The sequence below is a fragment of the Streptomyces sp. NPDC050997 genome (genome assembly GCF_040660135.1).
Classification (GTDB): domain Bacteria; phylum Actinomycetota; class Actinomycetes; order Streptomycetales; family Streptomycetaceae; genus Streptomyces.
On sequence record NZ_JBFAGK010000008.1, the window covers coordinates 348,720 to 366,492 of the forward strand.

Sequence of the window (17,773 nt, forward strand, 5' to 3'; positions counted from 1 at the left end):
GGTGGATCTCGACTTCCCGTTGCTGGACGGCCGTCCGAGGGCACGCGCGGTCGTGGCGGCACGGCGGGCTGGACGTGGCGCTGCTGCGGCTGGAGACGGCGGTCGAACACGCGCGGCCCGTGCCGCTGGTCGACGGGACCGGCGTATGGGGCCACACGTTCCGGGCACTGGGTTACCCCGTCGGCGCCGACCGCGGTGTGTGGGCCTCGGGCACCCTGCGGGCCGGGCCCGCCCGACGACCGAGGCCTGGCCGGCCAGGGAGTCAGTCCGGCGAACCGGTGCTCAGCCGGAGGAGGACGGCGGTGTTGGCGCGTGGCAGGGAGACGGTGAGGTTTCCGTCGGCCGGGTTCCACTCCGCGGAGGTGTCGGCGGTCGTGGGTTGGAGCACCGTGGGGTGAACGGATGTGCCGCGCAGGTGCGGGACGGTGAGCGTGCGGGTGGTGTCGGCGGGCCCGCCGGGGCTCAGGCCCAGGTCCCGCCTCCAGATCATCAGGAAGGTGGACTCCTGACCCCGCAGTCCGTGAGCGATCCAGGTGTCCTCCCAGGAAGGCAGGCCCAGCGGCCAGAACGGGTGCGCGTCGCTGATCTGCGGCCGGATGTCCTTGTAGACGGAGATCGCCGAGCGGACGAGGCCGAACTGTTCGTCGCTCATGAGGTTGAGGAAACCGGAGAGGTGGACGCGTCCGAGCAGTGCGCCGGTGAGGGTGAAGGCGATCTCGTCGAGGCTCTGGTCCGGCTGCGGGTAGGCCCACACGGCGGCCTGCTCCGGTGTCGCCGCGGTGGCGGCCGCGGCGGCGATGGGCGGGTAGCGCAGGGGGTCCTGCTGGTCGCTGGTGGACTGCAGTTGGGCCACCGCCAACTGGGCGTAGTCCATGCGCAGGCCGCCCGAACCGCAGTTCTCCAGGACGAGGTGGGGGTAGCGGTCGAGGAGTGAGTTCATCCAGTCGAGGTGGGCGCGGTGGTGTCCGAGCAGGCCCGCGCCCGCGCTTCCGACGCCGCTCGCCGTGCCGACGCCACCCTCCGCGCCGGCAACGCCCTCCGTACCCGCCCCGATGTTGATGTTGTAGTCGAGCTTCAGATACCCGACGCCCCACTCGCCGACCAGCCGGTCCACGACCGCGTCGAGGTGGGCGCGTGCGGCCGGGTGCCGCAGGTCCAGATGGTGCCGCCCGTGTTCCGTGACGCGCAGGCCGCCGCGTTGGAAGAACGCCTCGGGCGGCAGGGTGTGGGCCAACGGGCTGCGTACGCCGACGACTTCGGGTTCGAGCCAGAGGCCCGGGGTCATGCCGTGCCGTCCGATGGCGTCCAGGACCTCCCGTATGCCACCGGGAAAGCGGTTGGGGGCGGCATCCCAGGCGCCGACGGCGTCCCACCAGCCCTGTGCGTCGTCGTCGTACCAGCCCGCGTCGATGACGAAGATCTCGGCGCCGGCCGTCCCCGCCGCCTCGATGAGGGGCAGGAGCCGTTCGGTGGTGGGGTCACCCATGAGGGTGTTCATGTAGTCGTTGTAGATCACCGGGAGTGTGCGGTGGTCGGGGTGGTCGCGGCGGATGCTCCGGCGGTAGTCCGTGAGGGTCCCGAAGGCGGCGTCCAGGCCGCCGGACTCGGCGCGGACGAGCACGGCGGGGACGGTGTGGAACTCCTCGCCGGGGGCGAGGGTGTGGTGCCACTGGTGGTGGACGTCGTCGGGGCCGAACAGGGCGACGTAGGCCGCGCCCTCGCGTTCGCCGGTCTCGAAGCGCCAGCCCGCGCTGGACTCGATCTGCCAGAGCCAGGCGCCGCCCTCCGAGTCGGTGAGCGCGGCGACGGGGAGATGGCGGCCGGTGGACCAACTGCCCTGCGAGTAGCGCTCGAAGCAGCCGCGTCCCTCGTGGCCGTGGGCGGACCGGCTCAGCGGGACGATCCGGTCGCGGAACGCGGCCTGGCGCCAGCGGCACTCGGCGAGCCAGTCGTTGTCCGCCCAGTGCAGGGTCAGGCCGTCGAGGCCGCCGTCGGCGTCGGAGATGCCGCCGAGGGTCAGGGTCGTCACGCTCTCCAGCCGGAGCGGAGTGCCGCCCTCGTTGACCAGACGTACGCGCGCACGCAGGAAACCCGCGCCGGGCCTCGCCTCCAGGGTGACCTCGGCGGCCAGCCCGGTCACCGGGTCCGCCAGCCGGATCGTCGTACGCTCCAGGCTTCCGTCCTGGACCGTCTCGTGGCTGCGGTAGGCCAGGCGGTCGCCGACGACCGTCTCGATGAAGCGCTCCCCCGACCACATGCGCCCGTGACCGGTGACGGTGACCTCGACGAGGGGCACCAGACGGGCCCAGTCCTGGCCGGGCGCTCCCAGCCGCACCGAACCGGCGGCGTCCACGACGGCGTGCAGCCCGAGCGCCTGGTGTGCCCAGATACCGGACCTCTCGACTGTTCCTACGGCACTGGTCAACGCAATTTCCCCTTCTGGGACGGTTCAGGTCCTGCGTGTCTCGTGTAAGCGCCGAGCTGGAGCTGCACGCTCGGCGGAAGGGATCCGTGCCGCGCCGACGAATGTGGTCGCAGAGTGAAGCCGCGGTTACCGGTCTCTTGACGCCCACGTTGTGACCGCTCACAATCCTCGCATGTATGTGACCGGTCACACAAGCTCCGGCAGCCACGGCGGCCCCCGGCAGGGGCAACAGAAGGCCCCGAGCATCCGCGATCTCACTCACGCGGCAGGCTCGGGGCCACGAGACCCATGAGCCGGGCCGGACTACGCCCGCGCTCGCCGAATCCGCCGGCCGCTTCCCCGCCGCAGCCATGGCGCCTCCCCGCCGCCATCGCCAACCACCGCACTCGTCGCGCCTCCCCCGCAGTCGCCGCCCACCTCCGCACTCATCACTCCTCCCCGCAGCCTCGCCCCTCCCCGCAGCGCCGCCCCTCTCCGCAGCCCCGCCCCTCTCCGTAGCCCCGCCCCTCCCCGCAGCCCCGCCCCTCCCCGCAGCGCCGCCCCTCTCCGCAGCCCCGCCCCTCCCCGCAGCGCCGCCCCTCTCCGCAGCCCCGCCCCTCTCCGTAGCGCCGCCCCGCCTCCCGTCTCCGTCCGACCAAGGATCTCGCCATGAGAAGAGCCGTTTCCGTCCTTGCCGTCGCCTGTGTCCTCGGGCTGACCGCCACCGCGTGCAGCGACAGCACCGGTGGCACCACGGCCGCCGCACCCCAGGGTTCGGTCGACCCGACTGCCTCCCTCAAGGGCGTCAGCCTCACCATGTGGGTCGCACAGAACAGCGTCTCGGAGCCCAAGCAGGCCATCGACGCGTTCGAGAAGGCCACCGGAGCCAAGATCACCACTGAGGTGATACCGGACCCGTACGAGTCGAACGTCCCGACCAAGCTCGCCTCGGGCGTCAAGCCGGACCTGATGTTCTGGCAGCCCACGGGCAGCACCCTGCCGTTCGTCCAGCCGGCCAAGAACCTGCTGCCGCTCGACAAGGAGGACTGGGTCTCCAAGCTCGGCGAGACGGAGAAGAGCCTCGGCCAGGTCGACGGTCACCGTTACGCGGCCATCGTCACCAGCCCCGCGGTCCTCGGCGTCTACTACAACAAGGACGTCTTCAAGAAGGCGGGCATCACCACCATGCCCACCAGCTACGACGACATGCTCGCCGCCGCCGCGACGATCAAGGCGAAGGTCCCGTCAGTTGCCCCGTTCTTCGAGGTCGGCGGCGACAAGTGGCCCCTGCAGTGGCAGGTCCAGGCCCAGATGACGGACCTGCCGCAGTCGTTCTGGGACAACCTCAACAAGAACAAGGACAGTTGGACCAACAAGACCATCGTCGAGGCCATCACCACGTACAAGACGAAGGTCCTCGACGGCGGCCTGGCGCAGCAGAACTACAAGACGGCCACCTTCGTGGACCAGGGCAAGGCGATCATGGACGGCACCGCCGCGATGGCGGTGAACGTCACCGCGCTCCAGTCCGAGATCCAGGCCACCTCCAGCACGGCCGAGATGGACAAGAAGCTCGGCTGGTTCCCCATCGCCAACAGCTCCGCCAAGGCCGAGTACTCCCCCGACCAGACCAACGGTGTCGTCGCCTTCAACACCGGCGACGCCAAGCGTCAGAACGCCGCCCGGCAGTTCATGTCCTTCTGGCTCGGCCCCAACTACCCGGCCTACATCAAGGCCAACAAGCTCGTGTCCGTCGAGCCGTCCGTGCCCAACCCCGCGGGCCTGCCGCAGACCGCCATCGCCCAGGCCGAGGCCCTGTCCACCGCCCAGGGCGTCTTCCAGGTCAAGGCGCTCACCGCCCCGGACATGCACCTCGCCCTCGCCGACATGATCTACGGCAAGAAGACCCCGCGCGAGGTCGCCCAGGCTGCCGAGGACCAGTTCAAGCAGGTCCTCAAGGCACGCGGCGTCTCCGGTTTCTGACCGACGCCCCGCCCAGGGGCGCCTTGCCAGCCCGTCTCCCGGGTCGCCCGTCGGTGGCGTGCCCGGGGCCCGTACCGGAGGTAGGAAAGTGGTGGACGCCGCCCCGATGGACGCCATCGACGCCACGCGTGCGAAAGACCGGAAAGACCATGCGGAGGACGCCGCGAAGGAATCCGCGAAGGGCTCTGCGAAGGGCTCCGCGAAGGACCGGGAGCGGTCGTCCCGGCGCGGCCGGCGCGGCCGGCGCGGCCGGCGCGAGCGCGTCCGCGGCAAGGCCGACCAGCCCTGGTGGTTCGCGCTGCCCGCGCTCGCCGTGTTCGGCCTGTTCTTCCTGCTGCCGAACCTGCTGAACTTCGTCTACCCGTTCACCGACTGGTCGGCGTTCCACTCGAAGATCGGCTTCGTGGGCCTGTCGAACTTCAGCACCATCCTGCAGGACGGGTCGATGGCCCGGGACATCCGCATCACTCTGGAGTACGCGGTCCTCGTGGCCGTATTCCAGAACGGCTTCGGTCTCGGCCTCGCCCTGCTACTGGAACGCGACACCCGCTTCAACCGCTTCTTCCGCGCGGTCTTCTTCCTCCCCGTGCTGATCTCCGCGCTGGCCGTCGGCTACCTCTTCCGGGCCCTGCTCGCCCAGGACGGGGCGCTGAACAGCGTGCTGTCCTCCCTGGCGGGACACCACGTCGACACCCCCTGGCTCGGCTCGACCACCTGGACGCTGGTCGTGGTGACCCTCATCCACGGCTGGAAGTGGATGGGCCTGGCCATGTTGATCTACCTGGCGGGTCTGAAGAGCATGCCCGGTGACGTGCTGGAGGCCGCCCGCATCGACGGGGCCGGTGCCTGGCGCACCTTCTGGTCGATCAGGTTCCCGCTGCTCGCGCCCGCGGTCACGTTCAACGTGACCACCGCGCTGATCGGCTCCATGAACACCTTCGACATCGTCCAGGCCACCACCGCGGGCGGTCCCGGCAGCGAGACCGAGGTGTTCAACATCTACATGTTCCGCATCTTCGGCCAGGGGCTGTACGCGCAGGCGTCGGCGATGAGCCTGGTGCTGTTCCTCATCGTCGTCGTCCTCGCCGTGCCCGTCATCGTCGGCCTGCGTCGCAGGGAGAACAACCAATGACCACCGCCACCGCGTTCGCCCCCGCACGCCGGCGTTCCCTGCGCTGGGTACAACCGGTCGCCGTCCTGTTCATCGCCGCCCTGACCATAGGTATCCCGCTGTGGCTGGTGGCGGTCACCTCCGCCAAGCCCCAGGCGGAGGCCATCAAGCCCAACCTCTCCCTGCCGCACCACGTCCAGGCCGCCGCGAACTACCGGCAGAGCTTCGACGAGGGCAAGATCGTCCAGGGGTTCGTCAACAGCCTCCTGGTCGTCGCGCCGTCCGTCGTCATCGTCCTGCTCCTCGGCGCCGGCGCCGCCTGGGTGTTCGCCCGCCGCAAGGGACGTCTGGTCAACGCCATGTACGCGCTGAGCATCAGCGGGCTGCTGCTCCCTCCCGCGGTGATCACCATCGTCATGGAGCTGCGCCAGCTGGGACTGGCCGGCACCCGGCCCGGCATGATCGGCGTCTACGCCGGGATGTACCTGTCCACCTCGATCTTCTTCATGACCGGGTTCATCCGCGCCCTCCCCGAGGAACTGGAGGAGGCCGCGCGGATGGACGGCGCCGGGCCGATGCGGGTCTTCCTGCGCATCATCCTGCCGCTGCTGCGGCCGGTCATCGCCACGGCGACGATCATGGTGATGCTCTTCGCCTGGAGCGACATCTTCTACGCCTTCTTCGTCCTCGGCGGCGGTGCCAAGGCCACGCTGCCGCTCAACCTCTACCAGGTCGCCAACGCGCAGCTGTACCTCAACAACTGGCACCTGATCTTCGCCTACGTCGTGATGATGAGCCTGCCGATGGTCCTCGTCTTCGTGCTCGCGCAGCGCCGCATCGTCTCCGGCATCACCAGCGGCGCCGTCAAGTAGCCGTCGGCGCCGCTCTCTTCGCTGCGGCAACCCACCCCGCGGCGGCAGTGACCGCCGCCCTCGTGGGCACGGCGCTGACCGTCCCCACCGTCGACGGCGGCTCGCCCAAGACGATCACCTACACCCCGACCCTGAACTCGGCGTCGGCGACCACCAGCGTGATCTTCTTGCCGACCGGTACGGCCGTGGAGACGGGGGCGGCGCTGCTCGCGCCGGACGTCGAGGCGCCCGGGGTCAGATCACTGCACGCGGTGAGTGCCGCGGCGCCGATCGCGCCGGTGGCCGTGAGGAAGGTACGTCTCGAAAGGGACGACGGGCTGGGGCTCATGAGGTCTCCCGGGCGTGGCGGGACAGAGTGGGAGCCGACGACGGGGCCGGCGGCGGAGGCGGCGAGGAGAGCGCGAAGAAAGCGCGAAGAGGGCACGAGAAGTTGGACGGCGGCGTGGACGGGCCGGGGTCGCGGCGGGTCCAGCGGGCGGCGGTGTCTCAGCGGTTCGACGGCGCGGTAGCGCCGTACCGCCGAACCGCGACAGTGCGCTAGTTCGATAAAGCAGTTGCGTTTTATAATCAGAGCGAGTCCGGTCCGCGTCAAGGACTCATGGCTGGATTGTTATCGTCGGGGCGGCCCGCGCCGGTCCCCGTCGAGCCACTCCGCGTGCCACTCCACAGGAGGTTGATCATTGGCCACGTCCAGGGACCGCTCCCCGTCCACGGCTCCCGCCACGCAGGCGCTGTGGCCGCTCAGCGGGCCGTCGGAGCCGAGCTCCCCCGGGCCCGGGCTGCCCGCGGTGGTGGGCGTCGCGGACCTGCGTGCCACGAACGCCGCGGCCGTCCTCGCCGCCGTCCGCTCGACGGACCCGCACCCCCGGCTCTCCACCCTGGCCGAGGCGACCAAGCTCTCCCGCCCCACGGTTGAGGTGATCGTCGAGGAACTGACCGACTGCGGCCTCATCGAGGTCGCCCCGGCCGTCTCCGCCCGCGGACAGCGCTCCCCCGGCCGCCCGGCCCGCCGGTTCCGGTTCCGCCCGCACGCGGGCTTCGTCGTCGGCGTGGACGTACGGCCCCGGTCGGTGAGCGCTTGTCTGGCCGACCTCGACGGCCGGGCGGTGGCCGTCGAACGCAAGGCGGTGCGCGCCGACCTGGGCGGCCCGGCCCGCGCCCGTGCCGTCGTCTCGGTGGTGCGGCGCGCCATCGACCACGCCGGAGCCGACGCCCGGGTGTGGGCCGCGACGATAGGCACCCCCGGCCTGGTGGACCGGAGCAACTCCCGTATCCGGCAGGCCGACAACCTCAAGGGCTGGGCCGAGGCGGACGTTGTCACCACCCTCCGCGACGCCCTCGGCTGCCCGGTCGCCGTGGAGAACGACGCCAACCTCGCCGCGCTCGGCGAGCAGTGGCGCGGGGTCGGCGGCTCGGCCGACGAGATGGTCTTCGTCCTGCTCGGTGAACGCCTCGGTGCCGGCGTCATCACCGGGGGCCGCCTGCTGCGCGGGCACCGCGGCGCGGCCGGTGAGATCGGCTTCATCCGCTTCCCCGGCAGCACCTCGTCGCGGCCCGGCCTCGAACCCCTGGTCGGGGACGGCGTCACCCCGGACCGGACGGACCCGGCCCGTCACCAGGGTGCCGACCTCGTCCGCGCCGCCGCCGAGGGGGATCCGGAGGCAGTCGCGGCCATCACCTCGTACGGGCGGCGGCTGGCCGCGGGGATCGCCCCCGTACTGCTCGCGCTCGACCCGGCCCTGGTCGTGCTCGGCACCGGCCTCTTCGCCGATCCCGTCCTGCTTCCGGCGGGGGAGATCCTCCTGAGCGCCACCGAGCAGGAAGCCGGCAGCCTCCTCGTCGACCTGCCGCGGTGGCGGCTGTCGGACCTGGGCGACGAGGCCGTGATCACCGGCGCGGTTCGTTTCGCCCTCTCCTCCGTGGAAGAGGTGCTCCGAACCCGGCCGACCCTCCTTCCGGCCCGGGGCCGGTGAGTCCCACAACCGGGATCGTGATCGCCGACTCCGCGTCCGTGAACGCCCCGTGGGCCGGATCGACGTCGGGAAGCAGGGCGGGCGTCAAGGTCCGGCCGGAAGGACGACACCGGACGGCGTTAGCATCCGCTGCATGACGACTGCAGACAGCAACGGTGTTTCCCCCTCCTCTCCCCTCGACGTCGAGATCGGCGCCCTCAAGGGCGGTTCCGCGGACCTCTCCCAGTACGCCGGCCAGGCCGTGCTGGTCGTGAACGTGGCGTCCAAGTGCGGACTGACCCCGCAGTACACCGGACTTGAGCGGCTGCAGGAGCAGTACGCCGGGCGTGGCTTCACGGTGCTCGGGGTGCCCTGCAACCAGTTCCTCGGGCAGGAGCCCGGCAGCGCCGAGGAGATCGCCGAGTTCTGCTCGGCGACGTACGGCGTGACCTTCCCGCTGACCGAGAAGGCCGAGGTCAACGGAGAGGGCCGGCACCCGCTCTACGACCGCCTGATCGGCTTCGCCGACTCCGAAGGGCACAGCGGGGACATCCGCTGGAACTTCGAGAAGTTCCTGATCGGCCGCGACGGCGAGGTCGTGGCGCGTTTCTCGCCGAAGACCGAGCCGGAGTCGGCGGAGCTGGTGGCGGCCGTGGAGAAGGCGCTCGGCTAGCCGAGCCTGTCCGACCCCAGAGGCACCCGCCCCGTCACCTGTTGACCTTGCCCCTGGGGCAGGGCGGAGCGTCCTCGTCACCGGGCGGAAGAGCCGCCCGGCGACGGAGGATGATCCGGTGGACGACGAAGAACTGCTCACCATCGGCGCGTTCGCGGCTCGGTCCCGCCTCTCGGCCAAGGCCCTGCGGCTGTACGACCGGCTCGGACTGCTGGTCCCGGCGCACGTCGACGAGGCCAGCGGCTACCGCTACTACCGCGCGGGCCAGGTGGAACGCGCCCGGCTCGTGGCGATGCTGCGGCAGCTCGACATGCCGCTGGCCCGGGTCGCCGAGGTGGCCGGGGCGGACGGGGCGCAGGCCGCGGACCGGCTCGCCGCGTACTGGGCGGACGTCGAGAGCCGGGTGGCCGGGCAGCGCACGCTCGTCGAATACCTCCGTGGACGACTGTCGGGGAGGAGCTCCGAGATGTACGGGAAGTTCGTGGTCGAGACGGTGGACGTGCCGGCCCAGCTGGTGATCACCGAGAAGCGGCACACGCTGGCCGATGAGCTGCCGGCCTGGATCGGCGCGTCGCTCGGGCGGCTGGAGGAGGCGGCCCGGGAGTGCGGGGGTGTGACGGGGGCGCCGTTCGTCGTCTACCACTCCGCGGTGTCGATGGAGAGCGACGGTCCCGCCGAGTCCTGCGTGCCGGTGACCGACGAGGCGGCGGCCCGGGCGTGGGCGGAGCGGCGGGGGCGGGCCTGGCAGGCGACGGTACGGGTGGAGCCGGCCGGGCGGCTGGCGTACACCCGGATCACCAAGGCGCAGGTGGCCCATCCGCAGATCCTGGCCGCGTTCGAGGCGGTGGAGGAGTGGATGACGGCTCAGGGCCTGCGGCCGACGGGGCCGTGCCGTGAGGTGTACTTCGCGGACTGGGACGCGTCGGGGCCTGAGGACCCGGTGTGCGACGTGGCGTTCCCCGTGGGGTGAGGGGGACTTGGGCCATCACCGGTCGGACGGCGCCCTGGTGCCAGCCGCGTGCCGGGGGCGGGCAGAGCCGAGCCCCCTCGGCAAGGACGGCGATCTGGTCGAGAGGGCCCGTGGCATGGTGCTTGTGTAGTTGTGGGTGACGCGTTCGGCTCGGGAGCGGGGCCAGGAGGAACCGCCCCCTTACGCCTTGACCGAGGCCACGAAGGCGTTCCACGCGTCCGCGGGGAACCTCACCTTGACTCCGTCGGGGCCGACCTTGGTGTCCCCCACGTCCAACGAGGTCTCAGTGGTGGACCTGACCATCACACAGGCGCCGTTGTTGTTCGTGTACGAGGACGTCAGCCACGTTTCCGTGGCACCCAGGCGAATCGCCATGTTCTTTGCTCCGTTAGGCAGTAGCACTGTTCGGTTTCCGCCAACCATTACTGATCGTTGACGTGATCGACGCTACTCGCCGCCCTCCCCTTTCGGAGCAGTCGTTCACTCTTCCGTGTGGCATATTCCAGGTGGGTCTTCCAGGCGACCGGGCCGGGGTGTACTATCCGGCGCTTCCGCCCGGAAAGGCTCAACTGGCGTACTCCCGGGCGTACTCCTTCGCCACGTCCTCGATCAGCTGACGCGACTTGTCGACGTTCAGCGCCTGGGCCCGCAGGTGCTCGTACATGACCGTGTACTTCTGCACGTCCTGCGCCTTCTCCAGGTACAGGTCGCTGGTGACGCCCTCGATGTACACCACGCTCGAGTCGGCCGCGTCGGCGAACTCCAGGATCGAGTACTGGCCGTTGATGCCGGGATGCGCCCCCACGTCGAACGGCAGCACCTGCACGGTGATGTGCGGACGCTGGGACACCTCGGCCAGGTACTCCAGTTGTTCGCGCATCACCTGACGGCTCCCCACGGCCCGGCGCAGCGACGCCTCGTCCAGCACCACCCACAGCCTGAGCGGCTCCCCCGCGGCGGCGATACGATCCTGCCGCCGCAGCCGGACCTGCGCGCGTTTGTCGATCTCGGTGTCCGACGTCTCCGGCGAACCGCCTCTGATGATGGCCTCGGCGTAGGCGCGGGTCTGCAGCAGGCCGGTAATGATCTGCGGCTCGTAGACCCTGAGCGACTCCGCGTCGGTCTCCAGACCGATGTAGACGCTGTACGGGATGTCCCCGAACGCGTGCCACCAGCCCTGTTGCCGGGAGTCCTTGGCCATCTGCATCAGCGACTCGACGATGCGCTGGTCCTCGACCTCGTAGACCCCGCACAGGTCACGGACGTCGCGCTGGCTGATGCTGCGCCGCCCGTTCTCCAGACGGCTGATCTTCGACTGGGACACCAGCAGTCGCTCGGCCACTTCCTCGGCCGTCATGCCCTTGAGCTCACGGAGCCTGCGCAGCTCCTGGCCCAGCCGGCGTCGCCTGACAGTGGGATTGACATTGGACGCCACGGGACGTGCACCTCCGGCTGCGTGCCTCATACTTGCCACTTTGCGTATCTGCTGCTGAGCAGACTGCCACCAAGGTGCTTACTACCGCTGGGAAACGGTGGATATGCGCTGCGTACGCGAGGGGTGAAGCGTTTTCGGCCGCCTTGCTCCCGGCCGGGCTTCCCGCCCGGGCCCGGACATGCGGCCGCGCGGGGCGGCGGGACCGTTTCTTCGCCCGGTGGTCCGGACGTACGGTCCCATCGCCCCGCGCGGACCAGCGGCTCCCGAACCGGTCTTGGGGACTGCGGTGCGGCGCTCGGCGGTACGTGGTGCGTGGTGCCCTGCGGTGCCTCAATGCTGTTGTCGTGTCGTGTCGTGTCGTTCCGTGCCGTGGGACTGCGGCTCAGTGCGCCACGGCGCGCGCCATAGGTCCGCGGCGCGGTTGCATCGGAACGCCGCGCGCGGGTTCCGGTGCGGGCCCGACTCCCGGGCCGACCTGACGGCCTGCCGGTGCCGGGCTGCGGCGAGGCTGGATCGCCACGCCGTTCTGAACGTCCATCACGGCGTGCGCGACGAGACCGCCCATGGGGTCATGCCTGATCAGATCCCTGAGCCGGGAGCGGGAGGACCGCCCCTCGTTCCCTGGGTACAGATGCTTGCCGAGACCGACCGCGTGCGCCAGTGCGGCGAGCGCCGCGGTCCGCGGGTCCGGCGGTACGCCGGTGCGGATCGCGGAGTCCAGTCGGGCTCTGATCTCCCGGCTGATCTCGGTTTCCGTCGCCTGATAGCGAGTCGTCGGCAGCACTCCGCACATCTGGCCCGCCACGGCATGCACCATGCCGCACCGCTCCAGATGCGAGAGGTAGGTCTGGCGGAGCCCAAGTCGCGGCCCGCCAATCCAGTGGACGGCCCGTACGGGGGCGCCACGCCTTCGCAGCAACTCCAACGCGCAGTCCAGTGTTGGATCTCCAGTCGGCCGTGGGGACACCACGGCGATACGATCCCCGTCTGGGGCTATCCGTCCGGCCAGCGCCAGCTCCACTAGCTGTGCTCCGGCCAGACCAAGGTCGAGCGACTGCGGCTGTGCGGTGGTACCCGTGGTCGGGTCCAGCGCCAGCAACAGCAGCTCCTCCGGAATGGTTCTGCGGCTCCTGCCCATCCATGCCTCCCCGCGTGGATGAATGACAGGGTGACCCCTCTCACATTGGTCTGTCGAGGGTGCGTGACCTGTTTGTAAGGGAACCAGTAGGTATGTCGTTCTCGTCTACCGGGTCAGTCAAGCCCGCACACAGGACACTGGTAGATGGTTCGGACAGCGCCTGGAGCGGTGTCCCGGGCGGCTGTTCACGGTTCGGTAGCCACGCAGAGGGCGTGTGGCGCATGGAGGAGGCATCGGTGGCGGGCGAGTCCCCCGACAGGTCGAAGCAGCACGAGTCGTCGGCAGAACCGACGTCGGGGAGCGAGGGTCCGGTTCCCGAGGCCAGGAACGAGGCGAGCCGGCCACGTGACCCGCGGCTGGCCGTGGCCCGCGAATCGGCCTCGAAGGCGCGTGGAGGCGTGGACACGGCGACGCGGGTGCTCTCCGTCCGAGAGTTCACGGCGACCCCTGAGGGGGCCGAGGAGGCCACAGAGAGCGCACAGGAGCCCCCTGAGGAGGCCGAGGCCGTCTCGGACGCCGAAGCGGGCGCAGAGGCCGGGAGCGCGGACGCGGAGACCGCCGGTTCCGGAGGCGAGGACGACTCGGACACGCCTGACGCGTCCGACGCCGACGCCACCGAGGCGGACGCGGACGCGGATGCGGATGCGAAGGACGCCGACTCCGAGGCCTCGGACGCCTCCGACGCCCCGGACGGCGGCGACGAGGCCGTCGGGACGGGAGACGCCCGGCTGCGGGACGCGGTGGCCGCTTGGGTGGCCTCGGCGGACGAGGAGCCCGCGGCGGACACGAAAACCCCGAACGAGACGGATGAGGCGGACGAGGCGGACGAGGCGGACGGTGAGAGTGCCAACGACGCGACCGACGCTTCGGACGCGGACAGCGCCACGGACGACGCCGAACCTGAGGCCGATCAGGCCGATCAGGCCGACGGAGCCGGTGAGGACGAGGGTGCCGGGGACGCCGTAGACCCGGCAGGAGACGGCCCCGAGAGCGAAGCCGAGGCCGAGGCGGAAGCCGAAGGCGAGGCGGGTGGCGAGGCCGAGGCGGCCGACGCCACCGATGACACCGCCGACGCGGCCGACGCCCCGGACACGGATGCAGACGCAAACGCCGCAACGGACTCGACCCCTGACTCGAACCCGGACCCGGACCCGGACGAGTCTCCGTCCGCCGAGAAGGACACCGGCACCGACGGCGACTCGAAGACCGACGCCGACGCCGACGCCGACCAGGCAACCGACACCGCCGAAGCCGACCCGGCCGACAAAGCCCCCGCTTCCGACGAACCCCCCGTCGATCACCCCACCGCCGTCTTCAAGGCCCCGCGCCCCTCCGCGCCCGCGGTGGATCAGCCGACGACCATGTTGAAGCTCGGCGACGTGCCCAAGGCCAAGGACCCCAAGGCCAAGGACCCGAAGTCCCAGGCCCCGAAGTCCCAGGACCCCAAGGACCCCGAGGCCAAGGCCCCCCAGGCCAAGGCCCCCGAGGCCGACGTCGAGCGGACGAGCACGTTCGTCGCGCTCAAGCCGTTGGACGATCCCTCGGTGCGGAAGCCGAGGGCCGCCGACGCCACCACCGCGCTGCCGCAGGTGACGAAGCCACCGGCCGACGAACCCTCGCAGGCGCCGCGGTTCAGGCCGGAGCGGACGACCCAGCAGCCGTTGCCGCCGAAGCCGCCGCTGGACCTGCTGGCGGAGCTGACGAACACGCCGCCGCCCCCGGACACCCCGGTGCGCACGGCCATCCGCCGGGTCAAGATCTGGACCCCGCTGGCCCTGCTGCTCATCGTCGTCCTCGCGGTCGCACAGGCCGTACGCCCGTTGCCGGCGCCCGAACTCCAGCTCACCGCCTCGGACAGCTACACCTTCAAGGGCGACAAGGCCGACATGCCCTGGCCGGCCGACGGCCAGGCCGCCCTGGACGTGCAGGGCATCGGCAGCTTCGGCTCGTCCGGCGAGCAGAAGCCGGTGCCGATCGCCAGCGTCGCGAAGGTCATGACGGCGTACGTCATCCTGCGCGACCACCCGCTCAAGAGCGGCGCCGACGGCCCGAAGATCAAGGTCGACCAGACGGCCGAGGACCAGTCGAAGGCCGGACAGGAGTCGACCGTCGACGTGACCGCCGGTGACTCCCTCTCGCAACGCGAGGCACTGGAGAGCATCCTGATTGCGTCCGCGAACAACATCGCGCGGCTGCTTGCCCGCTGGGACGCCGGGTCGGAGAAAGCGTTCGTCAGCAAGATGAACGACGCCGCCAAGGACCTCGGCATGACCAACACGACGTACACCGACCCCTCAGGCCTGAACAACACCACCGTGTCGACGGCCGTGGACCAAGTGAAGCTGGGCAAGAAGGCGATGGACGAGCCCGCCTTCCGGGAGGTCGCCGCGATGATGTCGTACGTCGACTACAAGGGCACCAAGCACGACAACTGGAACCGCCTGGTCGGCTCCAACGACGTCGTCGGCATCAAGACCGGCACCACCACCTCGGCCCTCGGCAACCTCGTCTTCGCGGCCAAGAAAGAGGTGAACGGCGAGATCCGACGGGTCGTCGGCGCCGTGGTGCGCCAGCCCGCGGGCGGTGCGGACAACACCATCCTCGCGGGTGCGCTGGACGCCGGCGACAAGCTCATCCGGGCGGCGCAGGCAGCGCTCGACTCCGCGACGATCCTGAAGAAGGGGGACGTCGTCGGGTACGTGGACGACGGTCTCGGCGGCCATACCCCGGTCGTCACCACGAAGGACGTCACGGCCGTCGGCTGGGCGGGTCTCACGGTCAAGCTGACGTTCGCCGGCAGCGACCTGCCGCACACGGCGAAGGCCGGCGCCCAGGTGGGCACGCTCACCGTCGGTGACGGCTCCGGCAACGCGGTCAAGGTTCCGGTGGCGCTCCAGCAGGAGCTCGTGGAGCCTGGCTTCACGGACAAGTTGACGCGCCTCGGCTGATTCGGACGAAGAAGTGCGCCGCCGCACCCCGCCGACCGGAACCCGTCCCGGTTCCGGTCGGCGGGGTGCGTGCTAGCGTCACGAAACGGGGCAGGCGCCGCTGACGGGACGCGGCCGAGAACAGAAGACAGGACACCACGGGGAGTGCCTACAGGTGGCCACAGCGGAGCCGACACGCGCCGACGAAACCGATCAGGGCCCGGGAACCGGCCCGCGAATACGGCTGCCCGCGCGCCCGGACGAGGCCCACGGCCGAACCGACACCGGCGCTGACACCAGCACCGACACCGGCGACGACGACAGCACCCACGACTCCGCCGAGGACAACTCGCCGCCCTCCGGGTTCGCCGGGGCGGCCTTCGCCACCCTCCGCGCATGGGGCCGACGACACCCGGTCCTGTTCATCACCGCCTTCGCCGGCGCGCTGCACATCGCCTGGTTCTTCACCTTCGCGAACAGCGGGGGCGACCTCGCCGCGCAGGACGCGTGGGCGGAGTTCGTCGGCCGGCACCCGGACTCGGCGTACAACCTGGCCTGGTACGGCGGTATGCACCCGGTGTCGTACAGCGTGGTGTCGCCGTATCTGATGTCGGTCCTCGGCGTCCGTACGACGATGATGATCGCGGGGACGCTCTCGGCGGCTCTGCTGATGCTGGTCCTGCTGCGCTGCCGCCCGGTCCGCAAGCCGCTGTGGCCGGCGCTGGCCGGGGTCTTCGCCCTGCTGTGCAACGCGATCTCGGGCCGGGTGACGTTCGGGCTGGGCACGATGTTCTCGCTGGCCGCGGTCGCCGTCGTGTTCTGCTGGCCGTACCGATGGCGCTACAAGCGGTGGGCGAAGGCCCTGTGCGCGGCTCCGTTGGCCGCGCTGGCCACGATGGCGTCGCCGGTCGCGGGTCTGTTCGTGGGGCTGGTGGCGGTCGCGCTGTTCCTGCAGAAGCGGCGGCCGGGCGCGTGGGCGCTGGGTCTCGCGCCGGCTGCCGTGGTCGCGGTGTCGGCGTGGCTGTTCCCGTTCTCCGGCACCCAGCCGATGTCGGTCTTCTCGACGATCCTGCCGATGGCGTCCGCGGCGGCCGTGTTCGCCGTGGTCCCGCGCGAGTGGACGTCCGTACGGATCACGTCGGCCGTGTACGGCCTTGCGGTGCTGCTGGTGTGGCTGGTCAGTTCCCAGATCGGCTCCAACATCACGCGGCTGCCGATGCTGTTCGCGGGGGTCGTGCTGCTGGCGGCGCTGCCGTTCACGGTGCCGCGCTCGCGCAAGTGGTACACGGTCGTGCTGGCCTTCGTCGCCTTCACCGGATGGATCGGCTTCAAGACGGTCGACGACATCATCCACACCACCCCGGCGGCGTCCTGGGCGCGTGAACTCGCGCCGCTGGTCAACGAGCTCCAGGAGGTCGGCGCGGAGAAGGGCCGGGTGGAGGTCGTGCCCGCCCGCTCCCACCGGGAGGCCTCCGCGCTCGCGCCCTATGTGAACCTGGCCCGCGGCTGGAACCGGCAGGCCGACATGGAACGCAACCCGCTCTTCTACGACGACACGCTCAACTCGGCGAACTACCACGAGTGGTTGCAGCGCTGGGCCGTGCACTTCGTCGTGCTGCCCAAGGACGATCCGGACGGTGACGGGGGCGAGCGCGAGCGGCAGTTGGTGCAGCGCGGGATGCCGTATCTGCGGCAGGTCTGGGGCGACGCCAACTGGCAGCTGTTCAAGGTGACCGACCCGGCGCCGCTCGCCGAGCCGGACGCGATCGTGGACCGGGCCGCGCAGGGCGAGCTGACCATGGAGGTGGCGAAGGCCGGGCGGATCCTCATCCGCATCCCGTACTCGCCCTGGCTGAGCATCGTCGACGCCGAGGGGAACAAGCTGAAGCCGCCGCAGGAGACGGATGCGTCGAAGGAACGGGGCGAGGGCGAGGCGAAGTCGTACGACAACGTCAACGGGTGCCTGATGGAGACCGCGGAGGACGCCGAGGGCGACAAGTGGACGATGCTGCTCGCCCCGCGGGCGGGGACGTATCGACTGGCGGCGCCCTACACGGTGCCGCGGGGCACTCCGTGCCCCGACGAACTGAGGTGAGCCGACTCGGTGGGGCAAGAAGCGGGCCTTGCCCTGGGGGCTGCCGCCCCCAGACCCCCACAGTCGGAGCCCACCGGGCCGGTGTCGCATGAGTGGCCGCGCACTCGCCCACGGCGGCAAGGGGACGGGACGGGGGTGTCCGCCCGCAGCGTCTGGCGCGTCAACACCGCCCACTCACCAAGAAACCGATTCCGCGCCAGACCGAGGACGGAC

General features: G+C 70.7%; 13 protein-coding genes. 8 read left to right on the top strand and 5 right to left on the bottom strand.

The window, feature by feature from the left end; translation table 11 throughout:
• Positions 1–262: 262 nt before the first annotated feature.
• On the bottom strand, positions 263–2,425 hold the full coding sequence (locus AB0H86_RS21175; RefSeq protein ID WP_362440605.1) for an alpha-galactosidase: 2,163 nt from the start codon (positions 2,423–2,425) through the stop codon (positions 263–265).
• Between the two features lie 648 nt (positions 2,426–3,073).
• On the opposite strand from AB0H86_RS21175, the gene AB0H86_RS21180 reads away from it, so the two are divergent.
• The 3 genes from AB0H86_RS21180 to AB0H86_RS21190 all read left to right on the top strand — a co-directional run bounded on the left by AB0H86_RS21180 (position 3,074) and on the right by AB0H86_RS21190 (position 6,370).
• Positions 3,074–4,387, top strand: a complete 1,314-nt coding sequence (locus AB0H86_RS21180) for an ABC transporter substrate-binding protein (RefSeq protein WP_362440608.1) — start codon at positions 3,074–3,076, stop codon at positions 4,385–4,387.
• An 88-nt stretch (positions 4,388–4,475) separates the two neighbouring features.
• Positions 4,476–5,519, top strand: a complete 1,044-nt coding sequence (locus AB0H86_RS21185) for a sugar ABC transporter permease (protein WP_362440611.1) — start codon at positions 4,476–4,478, stop codon at positions 5,517–5,519.
• Positions 5,516–6,370, top strand: coding sequence for a carbohydrate ABC transporter permease (locus AB0H86_RS21190; RefSeq protein ID WP_362440613.1), 855 nt, complete (start codon positions 5,516–5,518; stop codon positions 6,368–6,370). The genes AB0H86_RS21185 and AB0H86_RS21190 overlap by 4 nt, the downstream gene beginning before the upstream one ends.
• Before the next feature lie 118 nt (positions 6,371–6,488).
• On the opposite strand, the gene AB0H86_RS21195 is transcribed toward AB0H86_RS21190, so the two are convergent.
• On the bottom strand, positions 6,489–6,698 hold the full coding sequence (locus tag AB0H86_RS21195) for a hypothetical protein (RefSeq protein ID WP_362440616.1): 210 nt from the start codon (positions 6,696–6,698) through the stop codon (positions 6,489–6,491).
• A 352-nt stretch (positions 6,699–7,050) separates the two neighbouring features.
• On the opposite strand from AB0H86_RS21195, the gene AB0H86_RS21200 reads away from it, so the two are divergent.
• The 3 genes from AB0H86_RS21200 (at position 7,051) to AB0H86_RS21210 (ending at position 9,965) form a co-directional block, all read left to right on the top strand.
• Positions 7,051–8,343, top strand: a complete 1,293-nt coding sequence (locus AB0H86_RS21200; protein ID WP_362440619.1) for an ROK family protein — start codon at positions 7,051–7,053, stop codon at positions 8,341–8,343.
• A gap of 133 nt (positions 8,344–8,476) precedes the next feature.
• A complete protein-coding gene (locus AB0H86_RS21205) occupies positions 8,477–8,995 on the top strand; it encodes a glutathione peroxidase (RefSeq protein WP_362440622.1) in 519 nt (172 codons plus the stop codon).
• A 118-nt stretch (positions 8,996–9,113) separates the two neighbouring features.
• Complete coding sequence (locus tag AB0H86_RS21210) at positions 9,114–9,965, top strand: MerR family transcriptional regulator (RefSeq protein ID WP_362440628.1); 852 nt, start codon at positions 9,114–9,116, stop codon at positions 9,963–9,965.
• A 180-nt stretch (positions 9,966–10,145) separates the two neighbouring features.
• Here the strand turns inward: AB0H86_RS21210 and AB0H86_RS21215 are convergent, their stop codons facing one another.
• The 3 genes from AB0H86_RS21215 to AB0H86_RS21225 form a co-directional block, all read right to left on the bottom strand.
• On the bottom strand, positions 10,146–10,340 hold the full coding sequence (locus AB0H86_RS21215) for a DUF397 domain-containing protein (protein ID WP_362440631.1): 195 nt from the start codon (positions 10,338–10,340) through the stop codon (positions 10,146–10,148).
• A gap of 190 nt (positions 10,341–10,530) precedes the next feature.
• Positions 10,531–11,400 carry a helix-turn-helix transcriptional regulator gene (locus AB0H86_RS21220; RefSeq protein ID WP_362440633.1) on the bottom strand — a complete coding sequence of 290 codons (870 nt, stop codon included), beginning with the start codon at positions 11,398–11,400 and terminating at the stop codon, positions 10,531–10,533.
• A 382-nt stretch (positions 11,401–11,782) separates the two neighbouring features.
• Positions 11,783–12,538, bottom strand: a complete 756-nt coding sequence (locus AB0H86_RS21225; protein WP_362440636.1) for a GPP34 family phosphoprotein — start codon at positions 12,536–12,538, stop codon at positions 11,783–11,785.
• Between the two features lie 221 nt (positions 12,539–12,759).
• On the opposite strand from AB0H86_RS21225, the gene AB0H86_RS21230 reads away from it, so the two are divergent.
• Both AB0H86_RS21230 and AB0H86_RS21235 read left to right on the top strand, forming a co-directional pair.
• A complete protein-coding gene (locus AB0H86_RS21230) occupies positions 12,760–15,486 on the top strand; it encodes a D-alanyl-D-alanine carboxypeptidase (RefSeq protein WP_362440639.1) in 2,727 nt (908 codons plus the stop codon).
• A gap of 154 nt (positions 15,487–15,640) precedes the next feature.
• Complete coding sequence (locus AB0H86_RS21235; protein ID WP_362440642.1) at positions 15,641–17,560, top strand: MFS transporter; 1,920 nt, start codon at positions 15,641–15,643, stop codon at positions 17,558–17,560.
• The last annotated feature ends 213 nt before the right edge of the window (positions 17,561–17,773 follow it).

Coding starts and splice junctions, on each gene's coding strand:
- AB0H86_RS21180 (WP_362440608.1), top strand. CDS start 3,074: ATGAGAAGAGCCGTTTCCGTCCTTGCCGTCGCCTGTGTCCTCGGGCTG.
- AB0H86_RS21230 (WP_362440639.1), top strand. CDS start 12,760: ATGGAGGAGGCATCGGTGGCGGGCGAGTCCCCCGACAGGTCGAAGCAG.
- AB0H86_RS21225 (WP_362440636.1), bottom strand. CDS start 12,538: ATGGGCAGGAGCCGCAGAACCATTCCGGAGGAGCTGCTGTTGCTGGCG.
- AB0H86_RS21190 (WP_362440613.1), top strand. CDS start 5,516: ATGACCACCGCCACCGCGTTCGCCCCCGCACGCCGGCGTTCCCTGCGC.
- AB0H86_RS21205 (WP_362440622.1), top strand. CDS start 8,477: ATGACGACTGCAGACAGCAACGGTGTTTCCCCCTCCTCTCCCCTCGAC.
- AB0H86_RS21215 (WP_362440631.1), bottom strand. CDS start 10,340: ATGGCGATTCGCCTGGGTGCCACGGAAACGTGGCTGACGTCCTCGTAC.
- AB0H86_RS21195 (WP_362440616.1), bottom strand. CDS start 6,698: ATGAGCCCCAGCCCGTCGTCCCTTTCGAGACGTACCTTCCTCACGGCC.